This is a genomic window from Gemmatimonadota bacterium, from assembly GCA_026387915.1.
Lineage (GTDB): Bacteria > Gemmatimonadota > Gemmatimonadetes > Gemmatimonadales > Gemmatimonadaceae > Fen-1231.
On sequence record JAPLKS010000022.1, the window covers coordinates 94103 to 108834 of the forward strand.

Genomic DNA, 14732 nt, shown 5'->3' on the forward strand with positions numbered 1-14732 from the left:
CGTGGGATACGACCTATCTTGCGCCATGATCTCAACCGCCCGTCTGCTCGCGGCCGCCTCGGCCGGCTTCGCGTTCGTCGCGTCCGCTTCGCTGCATGCCCAGGCGGTCACCCCCGCCCTGCTCGAGGCGCGCGAGGTGCCGCGCGCCGACACCACCGTCGCGCTACGCGTCGGCGGGCGCGAGCTGATGGCCGAACTTCGGGTGCCTGCGGGACCGGGACCGCACCCGATTGCGATCATCATTCACGGCGGTTGCTGGGTCACCAAGTTCGCCGACGCGCGCTACATGCGGCCGATGGCCGAAGCTGTGCGGCAGGCGGGCATCGCGACGTTCAATATCTCATACCGCCGAGCGGACGAAGTTGGCGGTGCTTGGCCGGGAACGTTTCTCGACGTGGCGGCCGCCGCCGCGATGGTGCGCGAACTGGTGCCGCGCTATCACCTCGACCTCACGCGCCTCGTCACCACCGGTCACTCGGCGGGCGCGCATCTCGCACTCTGGCTCGCGGCGCAGTCGAAGCTTCCGGCGACGAGTGCGGTGCGCGCGGCCGGTGTCCCGCTTCCGATCAAGGCGGTCGTCGCGCTCGACGGGCCCGGCGATCTCGCCGGCGCGAACGTGGCGATCACCTCGATCTGCGGCGGCCCGGTGCTCGAACAGCTGCTATCGAGTAAGCCGGACGAGAACGTCGAGCGCTGGCGCGATGCGTCACCCTCGTCGTGGCTCCCGCTCGGCGTGCCGCAGACCATGCTTCGCGGCGGACTCGACGCGCGGGTGGCGCCGCTCGGCTCGCCGACGGGCACGATGACCAACTACGCACGGCGTGCTACCGCCGCGGGGGATCTCGTCACCGTCGCGACGGCCGACACGACGAGCCATTTCGCGATGCTCGATCCGCAGAATCCCGCATTCGTCGTCGTGTTGCAGGCGCTCCGATCCGCCGTCGCGCCACGGCGCTGACCGCTACCGCTCGCGAAGCGCGGTTCCTTTCTCGGTCGCGAGTGGCGCTGACGTCGGCGCGAATGTTTGCACCGCTACCTTCGTCACGTAGAGCGCCGTCGGCACCCCCACCCCCACGCCGATCAGGCTGAGGTTGGCGGCGAGGACCGCACCCGTCCAGCGATTCACGAGCGCGCGACTCTTGGTGGTCATGACCGCGGCCGCGGCCGTCGTGTCGACGGCAATGAGGGCGATCGTGCACGTCCAAAAGACGAGCGGTCCGACCCGATCAAGCCACGCGACAAACGCATCGAGCATGCGATTTCTCCGGTAGACGGCAGATGGCAGGCTGGGGCGCTCCCATTACCACCGGATGTAACCTTTTTTGGGTCCCGTGTCCACCACCTGCCGGACGTCAACGTCCCCTCTCCCAGCACCGTAGATTCTCATTGACCCGTACTCTCCACCCGTACCAGGACGCCAGGATGAGCCCCGCTCTTCGCCGTCTCCCAGCGGCTGCCCTACTGTTGGCCGCCGCCCTCTTCCCCGCCGCCGCATCCGCTCAAGGGCGCGGTGCCGCCCGCGACTCCGTGCAGATCAATCGCTCGGCGAACCCCGTGCTGCAGAACTTCAAGTTCCGCTCCATCGGACCGGCCGTCATGGGCGGCCGCATCGACGACATCGCCGTGTCGGAGAGCAACCCGAACATCATCTACCTTGGCTACGCCGTGGGCGGCGTCTTCAAGTCGGAGAACAACGGCACCACGTGGGCGCCGGTGTTCGAAGAGCAGAGCGTGGCGTCGATTGGCGACATTGCCGTGCATCCGCGCGACCCGAATGTTGTCTACGTCGGCACCGGTGAACCAAACAACCGGCAGACCTCGTCATTCGGTGACGGCATCTACAAGACCACCGACGGTGGCAAGACGTGGCAGAACATCGGCCTCAAAGAAACACAGACAATCGCGCGCATTGTGATTGACCCGCGCAATCCTGAGGTCGTGTACGTCGCCTCACCGGGCCATCTCTTTGGCCCCAACGCTGAACGCGGCATCTACAAGTCGACCGACGGCGGCAAGACGTGGAATAAGATCCAGTACATCGACGAAAATACCGGCTTCACTGATATTCAGATGAGCCCGAGCAACTCAAGCGTGCTCGTCGCCGCCAGCTATCAGCGTCGCCGGAGCGGCTGCTGCTTCAACGGTGGCGGGGCCGGCAGTGCGCTTTGGCGTAGCGAGAACGCGGGACGCTCCTGGACGAAGATCACGGACAAGGGGCTGCCGACTGGCACGTATGGCCGCATTGCCGTGGACATCGCGAAGTCGAACTCGAGCGTCTGGTATGCGCAGATCGAAGCGGGGAGCACCGGTGACGCGCCGGCGGTCGTACCGGCGGCCGTTGCCGCTGGCGCGGCTGGTGCCGCCGCGGGTGGTGGCGGTGGTGGCGGGCGCGGCGGATTCGACTGGTGCAACAATGGTGCGCCGGCTGGGCTCGGTGGCCGAGGCGGAGAAGCCGATACCACGAAGCCACCAGCGCTTGATGCGGCCAAGGGCGGCATCTTCCGCTCCGACAACGCAGGTCGTAGCTGGCACCTCGTGACCAACTGCAACGCGCGACCGATGTACTTCAGTCAGCTGCGCATCGATCCGCAGAACGAAAACACGATCTATGTCGCGGGACTGCCCGTGGCCAAGTCACTCGACGGCGGCAAGACCTTTACCGTCCTCGACGCGGCAGGCGGCACGGGCACGGCAGGCCACGTGGACCAGCACGCGATTTGGATTAATCCCAAGAACTCGAATCACGTCATGATCGGCAACGATGGCGGACTCGACATCAGCTACGATCAGGGACGCAACTGGCAGTTCGTGAATACGATGGCCGCCGGCCTCGCCTATGCGGTGAGCGCCGACATGCGGCATCCGTATCACGTGCAGTTCGGCTTGCAGGACAACAACGCGTGGGGCGGGCCGAGCAGCAAGCGCGGCAGCGTCGGCATTATGAACTCCGACTGGTATCCGCTCGCCGGTGGCGACGGCTTCTGGACGCAAGCCGATCCGAACGATCACCACATCGTGTACGCCGAATCGCAGGACGGCAACACGACGCGCTTTGATCTGTCGACGGGGCAGCAGAAGAGCATTCGTCCGGCGCCGATGGCCGCAGTCGCCGGTGCCGCAGCGGCGGGTGGCCGTGGTGCTGGTGGTGCCGGGCGTGGTGGTCGAGGCGCAGGTGCAGCAGCTGCGGGCGCCGCGGCGGCGGCTCCGGTTGCAGCAGCGGCTCCGGCCGCCTGTGTGGATGGCCGCGTTGGTGGCGGTGGTGGCGGTGGTGGTGGTCGCGCCGGTGGCGCGGGGAACGTGGTTAACTCGCAGCCGGGTGACAGCTACCGCTTCAACTGGAACACACCGTTCCTGCTCTCGCCGCACAGCGGCAGCATCGTCTGGCTCGGCGGCAATCGTCTGTTCAAGTCCGTCGATCGCGGCGACCATTGGGTGGCCAGCGCCGACCTCACCAAGCAGATCGATCGCTGCAAAATTGCGCTGATGGGTGCGGCGGGCACGCAGCAACAGCTCTCGAAGAACGACGGCGTGGTGTCGTACAGCACGATCGTCTCGGTGAGCGAATCGCCTGTGATTCCGGGCATCGTGTGGGCCGGCACGGATGACGGGCTGCTCCAGGTGAGCCGCGATGGTGGCGTGACCTTCACCGAAGTCGGCAAGAACATTGCTGGACTGCCGGCAAATCACGACTACTTTTTCTCGCGCGTCGACGCGTCGCACTTTGATGCCGGCACCGCCTACATCGCGGTTGACGGGCACCGCAGCGACGATCTCAAGCCGTACGTGTACGTCACCAAGGACTTCGGAAAGACGTTCACGGCGATCACCAACGGACTCCCCGCCTCCGGCAATGTGCAGGTGGTGCGCGAAGACCCGAAGAATCGCGACCTGCTGTACGTGGGCATGGAGTATGGGCTGTATGCCTCGCTCGACGCCGGCGCACACTGGGAAAAGTTCATGAATAACTATCCCACGGTGCGCACGGATGACATTCTCGTGCACCCGCGCGATAACGACCTGATTATTGCCACGCACGGCCGCAGCATCTTCATTGCCGACGACATCACGCCGCTCCAGCAGCTGACGGCCGCGGTCAAGGAATCGGATGCGTTCTTGTTCGACGTGCGTCCGGCGATCAATTACCTCAACGATCGTCAGCTGCAGCAGCACTCGGGCGGCCAGCAGTTGTTTGTCGGCGACAACGCGCCGCGCGGCACGTCCATTAGCTATTGGCTGAAGTCCGCGGCGACGGGCGATGTGAAAATCTCGGTGACCGACGCCGCGGGCCGCACGCTCTGCACGAGCGATGGCCCCAAGAGCGCGGGCATCAACCGCGTGCAGTGGGCGTTGATTTCTCCGCTGCTCAACGCCGCTGGCCGTGGCGCGGGCGCGGCTGGTGGTGGCGGCGGTGGTGGTGGTCGCGGCAACGCTGGTCCGCCGAACAACAGCTGCTCGGGCGGCGGCGCTGGACGCGGAGCCGGTGGTGGAGGTGGCGGCTTTGGTGGTGGTGGTGGCGCACTCGAAGCGGGGATGTACAACGTCTCGCTCACCGTCAACGGCAAGACGATCATCAAGCCGGTGAAGGTGCTCGAAGACGTGTGGATGAACGAACGCTGACGACCCTCGCCTCTGGGCGTGCGCACGGCACGCCCAGAGGCGAGATTTCCACGACCGACGCCCCACTTCCCCACGAGGACAGCCGTGACCAATCCCGAAGAACTGCTTGACTTGATGGAACAGGACCTCCACTCGGCGGACTATGACGACGAGGCATTCGGCGGGATGGACCGTCGGCGTTTTGTGTTCATGTCGCTCGTCGCAGCGGCGGCCACCACTTTTGGCACCGAAGCCGCGCGCGCACAGGGTGGCGGCGGAGCAGCGGCGGCGGGCGGTGCCGCGGGACGTGGTCAGCAAGCGCAAGCGGCCGCGCCGCCACCACTGGGCAACGGCGAAGCGCCGGCCTTGCAGTTCCAGCCTTACCCAGGCGGCACGGGCGCGATGATGGAAAAGCTCGCGCGCGAACGCGGCCGCGCGGCATTCGATCGTGCGGTGTTTACGGTGGAACCGTGGAAAGGCGCCGTGCCCACCAACCCCGACGACATTGCGTATCTCCCCGCGCATCGCCTCTCGGCGCTGATCAAAGCCAGGAAGATCACGTCGGTGCAACTCACCGACATCTATTTGAACCGGCTCAAGCGACTGAATGCCACGCTGCTCTGCGCCGTGACGATTATGGAAACGTCCGCGCGCGCCGAAGCCGCAAAGGCAGACGCCGAGCTGGCGGCCGGTAAGTATCGCGGCCCGTTGCATGGGCTCCCCTACGGCGTGAAGGATCTCTTCAATACGAAGGGCGTGCCCACCACGTGGGGCGCGAAGGATTTTGAAAACCGCATCATCGACGAAGACGCCGAAATCGTGGTGCGCCTACGCGAGGCGGGTGCGGTGCTGATTGCGAAGCTGGCGACGGGCCTCTTTGCGCAGAACGATCAGTGGTTCCGCGGTCGCACCAATAATCCGTGGAATCTTGTGCAGGGCTCGAGCGGTTCGTCCGCAGGCCCGGCTTCGGCATCGGCGTCGGGTTGTGTGGCCTTCGCGATTGGCACGGAGACGCAGGGATCGATCGTGTCACCGGCGATTCGTTGCGGTGTGAGCGCTCTGCGCCCGACCTTCGGTCGCGTGAGCCGGAGCGGTGGTATGGTGCTAGCGTGGAGCCAGGATCGCGTGGGGCCTATCTGCCGGACGATCGAAGACTGCGCGATGGTGTTCAACGCCGTGCACGGTGTAGATGAAAAAGATCCCTCGACGGTGACGACGCCATTCCACTACAACCGCGCGCTAAAGCTGTCGTCACTCCGCGTGGGCGTGGACGCCAATGCTCCCAAGGAATTTGTGGAGCAGCTCAAGGCCATCGGGATTGTGCCAACGGAAATCGGTGCGCGCCCCGCTATTGCGGGTGCTGGATCCGGCGGCTTGAATGTTGAATACGCTGCGGCGTTCGATGAGTACGTGCAGCGCAAGGCCAAGGAGATTGGGCTCGATCTCAATGCGCTACCGGAACCGGGACGCGGTGGTGCGGCATTTGGTGGTGGCCGAGGAGCTGGCGTTGATACAGCGGCAGCTCGCATTGCCGCGGCAGCCGCCGCGGCGAATCCGATGGCGCCAGCAGATTGGAACCCGCGTTTCGTGGCGGGGCGCACGGTACGTGCGTTCGACTTTATTCAGAGCCAGCGTCGGCGCTACATGCTCGTGTCGCAGTGGGGCACGTTCATGAAGGATCTCGACATGTTCGTCGGCAATCCAAATGGAGACGTGGCGGCCAACGCACAGACCGGACATCCGTGCGCGGTGTTGCCCTATAAGTTCGACGTGCCGCAGGCGTTCGGCGGCGGTCGTGGTGGCGCGGCGGCACCGCCGGCCCCAGAACTCAAGCCGCAGCCGATTTGCGGCGTGATTGTCGGCAACTTGTTCAACGACGATCTGATTTTGTCCGTGGCGCATCAGGTGCAGGAACACAACAAGTTGCACCTCAAGCGTCCAGAACTCGCCTAAGGTGGTCAGCGCCGCGACGTCACCACACGTCGCGGCGCGGCCCACTTGGCCATCAGCGCACCGCCAAGGAACCCGCCAAGGTGCGCTTGCCAGCTGATGCCGGGCTGGCTCGGCAACACGCCAAACACGAGTCCGCCCCAGAGCGCGGTGACTCCAATGCTCAGGACAATCGGCCAGAAGGACCGCGCAAAGACGCCGCCGAGCACCAGAAAACCTAGATAGCCAAAAATCACGCCGCTTGCGCCGATGGTCACGCTGTTCGGTGCGGCAAAGGCCCACGCCACGAGTCCGCTCGTGAGCGCCGCAACAGCGGTGACGCCAACGAAGTGCCGCACATCGCGCAGCATCACCAACCAGCCGAGCACGAGAAAGGGGACGCTGTTTGAGGTGATGTGCTCTAGGCTACCGTGAAGAAACGGGGCGTAGAGAATGCCGGTGAGCCCGTCGGTCGTGCGCGGGTGGATGCCGTAGCCATCGAGGGCGCCGCCGAGCAGCGAGTCCACGCCAAAACTGAGCCACATTGCCGCGAGGAGCGCGCCCAAGAGGGTGGCGTGAAGTTTGAGCGTGCGAGTAATTGCCATGGAGTAGGAACGTAGTGCGACGGTGCCAAGAACGCACCGTCGCCTCACCCTCACCCGCCCCAGCTATGCGCGGCAAGCCACCGATCACCATCTCCGACGACGCCCGCAAACGGGCCACGGCGTCCATTCGCCGGTATTTTCTCAACGATCTCGAGGTCGAGATTGGCGATCTCAAAGCGGGGATCGTCCTCGACTTTGTGCTCTCGGAAATCGGCCCGTCGATCTACAATCAGGCGATTGCCGATGCGCGCGGGTTCATGGAGGAGCGAATTGCCGACCTCGGGGCAGTCGCGGAGCACGCGGAGTTTCCGTACTGGAAGCCGGGGCCGAAACGATAGGCTGATGGCGCGCGCCGTTTATGGAACCCGCAACCATGGCCAGCACCAGTTGCCATGGTTGCTGCCCTGCCCGATCTTCCATTCATCCCACACCGCGAGCAAACCGCCGTTCCTACACCAGCCATGACCACACCGCGTCGCCGACTCGTTGTCATCGGTGCCGGCGCGGCTGGCACCATGGCCGCGATCTTCGCCGCGGCGGGGGGCGCTGAGACCGTCCTGCTGGAACGCACCAAGGACGGCGGCCGCAAGATTCTCGTGAGCGGTGGCGGTCGCTGTAACGTGCTGCCCATGCAACTCGACGAGACACGGTTCGTGACCGACTCGTCGGTGAATACGTTGCGGCGCATCGTCCGTTCGTGGCCGCTGGCGGAACAGCGCACGTTCTTTGAGAACGACGTCGGCATTCCGCTCGTGGACGAGCCCGAGTCGCGCAAGACATTCCCCGCGTCGCATCGCGCGCGCGATGTGCGCGATGGCTTGATGGCGCTCGCGGTGCGGAACGGCGTTGCGTTGCGCATGGAAACGCAGGTGCGCGATGTCGTGCCGGTCGATCAGCGTTGGCGCATTGATCTGCACGACGGCGAATCGATGACCGCCGACGCCGTGATTCTTTCCTGTGGCGGCCTGTCAGTCCCCAACACGGGAAGCGACGGCGCTGGGCTCGACATTACGCGAGCGCTCGGGCACACGATGCACGAGACATATCCCGCACTCACGCCGTTGCTCGACCGGTCGGGTGCGTTCGCCAGTTTGTCCGGCGTGTCGCTGACCGTCACGCTCACCGCGCGCTCCGGTGCGCGCACGGCGACGGCGACCGGAGGTTTTCTCTTTACGCATCGCGGGTACAGTGGGCCGTCGGTGCTCGACATTTCGCACGTCTTTACGCGCCGCGGTGACGCGGGCGTAGCGCCTGGGCGACTCCTGGTGAAGTGGACCGCGCTCGACGACGCCCAGTGGGAGGCCGTCCTCAAGCCGCAGGGACCGCAGGGAGCGCGTACCGTGCTGGCCACGCTACGCGAGGAACTTCCCGACCGGCTCGCTATGGTATTGATGGGGATCGCCATTGTAGAGCCCATGCGCACACTCGCTGAGCTCCGGCGTGACGAACGGCTCCGGTTGATCGAGGCGCTCGTGCGTGGCGTGCTGCCGTGGAGCGGCGACGAGGGCTATCAAAAAGCTGAAGTCACAGGCGGCGGGGTGAGTCTCGCGGAAATCGATCCGCGCACAATGGAAAGTCGTCGGCACCCTGGACTGTACCTCTGCGGTGAGTTACTGGATGCGTTCGGGCCGATTGGAGGCTACAATTTTCTCTGGGCGTGGGCGACGGGACGCGCGGCTGGCTCCGGCGCGGCTGCCCAGCGCTGAGTGGCATTCGCAGCGCCGCATCGACGGCGCGGCGGAGTGCTTGGCCATGATACCTGCTATTTCAATTTGAATTTTCCTCAGTTCGGAGTTTGCCCGATGCGTCAGCCGTTTATTGCCGTCGCGCTTTGCCTTGCTACTGTGGCGCACGCGCAAGACCGTTCGCAGTCGCGCTCGACCATCACCTCCACGCACGGCATTGTCGCGAGCGAAAGTGTGCTCGCCTCCCAAGTGGGCGCGTCAATTCTTGAGCGCGGTGGCAACGCGGTGGATGCGGCGATCGCGACCAATGCCATGATGGGGCTCGTCGCCCCAATGAACGACGGCATCGGCGGTGATCTCTTCGCTATCTACTACGAGGCAAAAACAGGAAAACTGTACGGACTCAACGCCTCGGGCTGGGCGCCAAAAGCGCTCACCGCCGACTACTTGCTCGCCAAGGGTCTCACCACCATGCCGCAGCGCGGCATTCATGCCGCCACGGTGCCGGGCGCCGTGAACGGCTGGGCCAAACTGCTCAGTCGATTTGGGCGCCAGTCATTTGCGCAGGTGCTCGCACCGGCTATTCGCTATGCCGAAGCGGGATTCCCCGTGGGTGAAGTCGTCAGCGTGTATTGGAAGGACAGCGAGAAAGACCTTCGCGCCGACGCGCCGACGGCGCAGACCTACCTCCCCGCGGGTCACGTGCCGGTCGCCGGTGAGCTCTTTCGGAATCCGGATCTCGCCTGGACGTACAAAGAAATCGCACGCGGCGGAGCGGCCGCGTTTTACAAAGGCGCCATCTCCAAAAAGATGCTGGCTACCTTCGAGAGCCATGGCGGCACCATGACCGCGGCCGATCTCGCGGAGTTCGACGGCGAATGGGTGGATCCCATCTCCACGACCTACCATGGGTGGACGGTCTACGAACTGCCGCCCAACGGACAAGGCATTGCCGCACTCGAGATGCTCAATATCATGGAACAGTTTCCGCTCGCCGAGGCGGGACACAATTCGGTGAAGGCCCTGCACCTGATGATTGAAGCCAAGAAGCTCGCGTATGCCGACATGCAGCGCTACGACGCCGATCCGCGTTTTGCAAAAATTCCAGTCGCCGCCATGCGCTCCAAGGCGTACGCCGCTGAACGCGCCAAGTTGATTGATGCGGCGCATGCGACCTGCAATGTGCCGGCTGGTACGCCGCAGGGCACGGACAACGGGACGACGTATCTGAGCGTCGTGGATCGCGACGGCAACATGATTTCACTGATCCAGAGCAATTACTCAACCGTGGGCTTTGGCTCTGGCATTGCTGTGGGCGGTGCGGGATTTGTGCTCCACAATCGCGGCGGCGGCTTCACGCTCGACAAGAATAGCCCGAACGTGCTCGCGGGGCGTAAGCGTCCGCTGCACACGATCATCCCAGCATTCATGGAAAAAGATGACGTGCGTGTGGCCTTTGGCATCATGGGCGGATGGAATCAGGCGCAGGCCCACGCGCAGTTTGTATCGAATGTCGTAGACTTTGGCATGAACGTGCAGGCCGCGCTCGACGTCCCACGCTTTTCCAAGGAGACGTTCGCTGGCTGCGATGTCAACTTCGAATCACGCGTGGCCGAATCAACGCGCAACGCCCTCGCGGCGCTCGGTCATGTGATTGTGATGCGTGGCGACTATTCGTCCACTCGGATGGGCTCCGGTCAGGTGGTCATGCGCAACTATACAACGCGCATGAACTCCGGCGCGTCCGATCCACGAAAGGATGGCGCCGCCGTGCAGGAGCTCCTCGGCGCCAGCATCAAAAAGCATTAACAACGTCCTCCGCGGTGCGTGAGCACTACAGCACTTCTCCTTTTCGAGACCATCACCTCATGAGCCGTTCGCTCAGCTTTGCCACGCGTGCCGCGTTGTCCGCTGTCACCGTGCTGTCCGCCTGCTCGGCGCCGCCGCAGACACAGCCTGCGCCCATCGCCGTCGCTGGTACATCGATCGCCGTGTCCGTGCGCACCGACACGGTGTTCGACGTTGTGATTCGTAACGGACGCGTGCTCGATGGACAGGGCAATCCGTTTATTCTCGCCGACGTTGGCATTCGCAATGGCCGATTCACCAAGATCGGGGTGATTCCGCAGCGCGGCACACGAGAGATTGACGCGCGCGGACAGTACGTCTCGCCCGGTTGGATCGACATGATGGATCAGTCCGGCGGCGTGTTGCCGCAGAGCGGACTCGCCGAGAACAAGCTGCAAGAGGGCGTGACGACGGCCATTGGAGGCGAAGGCGGCACCCCGGTGCCGGCGACCGGCGTCAGAGGCTACTTCGACAATCTTGAGCGGCAGGGAATCAGCATCAACTTCGGTTCGTATTTCAGCGAGACGCAGGCCCGTCAGGCGGTGATTGGTGCCTCGTCACGCGTTCCGACGACGGCCGAACTCGTGCGGATGCGCGCGATTCTGGATACGGCGATGCGCGGCGGTGCGATGGGGATGACGACCGCGCTCATTTATCCGCCGAGTAGCTACGCGACGACGCCGGAGTTGATTGAGGTGGCCAAGGCCGTGGCGGTGTATGGCGGCACCTATGCCAGTCACATTCGCGGCGAGGGGCCCGAGGTGCTCGACGCGGTGAAAGAAGCGATTGCGATTGGCGAGGGCGCGCATTTACCGGTTGAGATATTTCACCTCAAGGTATCGTACAAGCCGGGCTGGGGCATTCTGATGGATAGCGTGCGTCAGGTCGTGGACGCGGCGCGCGCACGCAACGTCGACGTGGCGGCGGACATGTACCTCTACACCGCCGGCGGCACAGGACTCGAAGCGACGATTCCCAGCTGGGCGTCTGACGGCGGCAATGATTCGCTGCGCGTTCGTCTTGCAAACCCTGAGATTCGGGCGCGACTCAAGCGCGAGGTTCAAAGCGGCTCACCCGGTTGGTTCAATATCGTCGCCGCTTGCGGGGGCTGGGATAAAATCGTGCTCGTGAACGCGCGCAACGCCGCGAACGCGAAGTACGAACAGCGCAACCTCGCCGACATCGCGAAGGAACTCGGGCGCGACCCCGCCGACGTTGCGTGGGATTTTGTGGCGCAGGGACGCGGGCGCGTGATGGCGATTTACCACATGATGAGCGAGCAGGACATTGAAACGGCGTTGCGCTTTCCGTGGACGAGCATCGGGAGCGATGCCGGTGCCACGGTGTCGGTCGGCGCCATCGACCAAACAGGACTGCCGCACCCGCGTGCGTATGGCAACTTCCCACGACTCATTGCGAAGTATGTCAAAGAGCGCCACGTGCTCACATTGCCCGAGGCGATTCGCAAGATGACCGGCTGGCCCGCCACGCGCATGAAGCTCGCAAACCGCGGAACGATTGCGGTGGGCAACTGGGCGGATGTGACGATTTTCGACTACGACACCATCGAGGACCGTGCAACCTTTGAAAAACCGATGGCGTTGCCACTCGGCATTTCATACGTGCTGGTCAATGGCGTGGTCACGATCGACAAGGGCACGCACACGAACGCCAAGGCTGGGCGGGTGCTCTGGGGGCCAGGGCGGCGCAACGACTAACTGAGAGCACCGAACTGGCCCGTGGACTGAACGGGCCAGTTCGTGTGTTCAATGCGCATCAGGGCTGGGTCGCCAGCGCGAGCCACAGCTAGAGCAACGACCGCACCGCTCCACCATCGACACAGATCGCCTGACCGGTGACGAACCCCGCGCCGTGCGAGGCCAAAAAGGCGATCACCGCCGCGAGTTCGTCGGGGCGACCGAGTCGCCGTGCGGGCGTTTCGGCTTTCCACGCATCGTAGATCGCCTCGCGCGTCGCGCCGGTGCGCTTGGTTGTGGCTTCGGCGAGCGCCTCGAGACGCTCCGTGTCGGTGTAACCGGGGAGCACGGTATTCACCGTGACACCGTCCGCCGCCACTTCGTCCGCGAGCGTGCGATAATAGCCGGTCACCGCCGCGCGGAGCGCATTCGAGAGCACGAGCGAGACCACCGGCCGCTTGACCGCGAACGACGTAATCCCCACCACGCGCCCCCACTTTCGCGCCTGCATACCGGGCACGAACGCACGCGTCAGCTCCACTGCACTCCGCAGCAACAGCTCCGACGCCCGCTCCCATGCGCTCCAGTCGTGCCCCATCGCGGTACCGGTGGAGGGACCGCCGGTATTCGTGATCAGTACGTCGGCCCGTTCATAGCGGCCCATGGTCGCGTCGATGGTCGCGCGGATCCCTTCGGTGGTGCTCAAATCCGCCACAATCGGGAGGACCGCGGCCTTCGTTGGGGCGAGTCGCGCCACAGCGTGGTCGAGCGACTTGGGGTCGCGCGACACAATCGCCAGCTGCATTCCCTCTTGGGCGAACGCCTCGGCGGCGGCGAACCCGATCCCGCGGCTCGCCCCGCACACCAGCGCCACTTTCCCCTTCAGCCCTAAATCCACGCTACTTCTCCTTCCGGAGATAGGCATCACTCCCGTTCAGCCAGTCTTCGCGCGGCGGGTTGAACACGTCCAGATCGAGCGTATCCTCGAGCGCCTCGGCGCGGTGGCGCAGGTTGCTCGGAATGAGCAAGACCTCGCCGGCGGCCACGTCGGTGTACACGTCGCCGGGGGCGTCCGCGTGCTCGCCGAGCCAGAAGCGCAGGCAGCCGCTCATGATGTAGGTGATCTGCTCATTATGGTGTTCGTGCCCGGGCACCACGGCCCCTTTGGTCAGGAACACTTGGGCGATCATCATACGGTCCGTGCTGAGCACCTTGCGCGAGAGCAAGGGGGAGAGCGTTTCGAGCTTTACATCGGTCCAAACGTGCTTCGTGGCGGTCGTGGCGGCAGGCATGGGCGGTTCGGATTAGGTTATGGGAGCGATTGTATACACTCAAAGTACGCTTCGCTGGGCTTTCGCGTTTGCACTCCGGAGTTTCGTTCCAAAACACTCCGAGCGGTAGAGGCGCCAAGCCACCGACCTCCTTCATCCTTTAGGACATCCCGTGAAGCTCACCGAAACGAAGTGGATCTGGCGCGACGGCACGTTCATCAAGTGGGCCGACGCCCAAGTCCACGTCCTTTGCCATTCCCTGCAGTTCGGCTCGTCCGCCTTTGAAGGCGTCCGCTGCTACGAAACGCCCAAGGGACCGGCCATTTTCCGCCTCCAAGACCACCTCACCCGCCTCGTCAATTCCTGCAAGATCTACCGCATGGAAGTGCCGTACAGCATCGAGGACATGGTCGAGGGGTGCCGCGAGCTGGTGCGCCGCAATGAGATGAAGTCGTGCTACCTGCGCCCGATGGTGCTCCGCGGCTACGGCGCCGCCGGCATGATCCCCTTTGATAGCCCGATTGAGGTCTACCTCCCCTGCTGGCCGTGGGGCGCTTATTTGGGCGACGAAGCGATGGAAAACGGTGTGGACTGCTGCATCTCCACCTGGAACCGCATGGCGCCCAACACCATTCCCGCGGCAGCCAAGGTGGCCGGCAACTACCTCAGCGGCCAGCTCGTGAAGATGGAAGCGCTCCTCAACGGCTTCGCCGAAGGAATCGCGCTGGGCCCTGACGGCATGTTGAGCGAAGGCTCGGGGATGAACGTATTCGTGGTGAGCGGGGGCACGCTCTACACGCCGCCAGTCGACGGCACGTTGCTCCCAGGCATTACGCGCTCGAGCATCATCACTCTCGCCAAGGAAGCGGGGATTGAGGTGATTGAGCGCGCGCTGCCCCGTGAAAGTCTCTACACGGCCGACGAAGTGTTCTTTACCGGCACCGCCGCAGAGATCACGCCGGTCCGGAGCGTAGACAAGATTACGGTCGGCAAGGGGAAGCGCGGACCGATGACGTTGTTGTTGCAGACGGCGTATATGGAGACGGTCACCGGCAAGCGCGCCGACCCGCACGGCTGGCTCACGCTGGTGTAGATCGCAGC

Annotated in this window: 12 protein-coding genes; 8 read left to right on the forward strand and 4 right to left on the reverse strand. The window is 64.3% G+C overall.

Annotation, left to right across the window (positions count from 1 at the left end; genetic code table 11):
• The first annotated feature begins 25 nt into the window (after positions 1-25).
• Positions 26-958 (forward strand): alpha/beta hydrolase, encoded by a 933-nt coding sequence (locus tag NTZ43_14375; GenBank protein ID MCX5768401.1) that lies wholly within the window; start codon positions 26-28, stop codon positions 956-958.
• Positions 959-961: 3 nt separating this feature from the next.
• On the opposite strand, the gene NTZ43_14380 is transcribed toward NTZ43_14375, so the two are convergent.
• Positions 962-1255 carry a hypothetical protein gene (locus NTZ43_14380; GenBank protein MCX5768402.1) on the reverse strand — a complete coding sequence of 98 codons (294 nt, stop codon included), beginning with the start codon at positions 1253-1255 and terminating at the stop codon, positions 962-964.
• A 167-nt stretch (positions 1256-1422) separates the two neighbouring features.
• On the opposite strand from NTZ43_14380, the gene NTZ43_14385 reads away from it, so the two are divergent.
• On the forward strand, positions 1423-4617 hold the full coding sequence (locus NTZ43_14385; GenBank protein MCX5768403.1) for a hypothetical protein: 3195 nt from the start codon (positions 1423-1425) through the stop codon (positions 4615-4617).
• An 84-nt stretch (positions 4618-4701) separates the two neighbouring features.
• Positions 4702-6549, forward strand: coding sequence for an amidase (locus NTZ43_14390; GenBank protein MCX5768404.1), 1848 nt, complete (start codon positions 4702-4704; stop codon positions 6547-6549).
• A 5-nt stretch (positions 6550-6554) separates the two neighbouring features.
• Here the strand turns inward: NTZ43_14390 and NTZ43_14395 are convergent, their stop codons facing one another.
• The gene (locus NTZ43_14395; protein MCX5768405.1) at positions 6555-7130 is read right to left on the reverse strand and encodes a rhomboid family intramembrane serine protease; all 576 of its coding nucleotides are present in this window, start codon (positions 7128-7130) and stop codon (positions 6555-6557) included.
• A gap of 65 nt (positions 7131-7195) precedes the next feature.
• Between NTZ43_14395 and NTZ43_14400 the strand changes: the two genes are divergently transcribed.
• The 4 genes from NTZ43_14400 to NTZ43_14415 all read left to right on the forward strand — a co-directional run bounded on the left by NTZ43_14400 (position 7196) and on the right by NTZ43_14415 (position 12381).
• Positions 7196-7468, forward strand: coding sequence for a DUF2164 domain-containing protein (locus NTZ43_14400; GenBank protein MCX5768406.1), 273 nt, complete (start codon positions 7196-7198; stop codon positions 7466-7468).
• Between the two features lie 123 nt (positions 7469-7591).
• The gene (locus NTZ43_14405) at positions 7592-8836 is read left to right on the forward strand and encodes an aminoacetone oxidase family FAD-binding enzyme (protein ID MCX5768407.1); all 1245 of its coding nucleotides are present in this window, start codon (positions 7592-7594) and stop codon (positions 8834-8836) included.
• Positions 8837-8932: 96 nt separating this feature from the next.
• On the forward strand, positions 8933-10624 hold the full coding sequence (ggt, locus tag NTZ43_14410) for a gamma-glutamyltransferase (protein ID MCX5768408.1): 1692 nt from the start codon (positions 8933-8935) through the stop codon (positions 10622-10624).
• A 59-nt stretch (positions 10625-10683) separates the two neighbouring features.
• Entirely contained in the window at positions 10684-12381 is a 1698-nt protein-coding gene (locus NTZ43_14415; GenBank protein MCX5768409.1) for an amidohydrolase family protein, read from the forward strand.
• An 88-nt stretch (positions 12382-12469) separates the two neighbouring features.
• Here the strand turns inward: NTZ43_14415 and NTZ43_14420 are convergent, their stop codons facing one another.
• Positions 12470-13258, reverse strand: a complete 789-nt coding sequence (locus NTZ43_14420) for an SDR family oxidoreductase (GenBank protein MCX5768410.1) — start codon at positions 13256-13258, stop codon at positions 12470-12472.
• A gap of 1 nt (position 13259) precedes the next feature.
• Positions 13260-13652 (reverse strand): cupin domain-containing protein, encoded by a 393-nt coding sequence (locus NTZ43_14425; GenBank protein MCX5768411.1) that lies wholly within the window; start codon positions 13650-13652, stop codon positions 13260-13262.
• A 151-nt stretch (positions 13653-13803) separates the two neighbouring features.
• Between NTZ43_14425 and NTZ43_14430 the strand changes: the two genes are divergently transcribed.
• A complete protein-coding gene (locus NTZ43_14430; GenBank protein ID MCX5768412.1) occupies positions 13804-14724 on the forward strand; it encodes a branched-chain amino acid transaminase in 921 nt (306 codons plus the stop codon).
• Positions 14725-14732 lie beyond the last annotated feature (8 nt).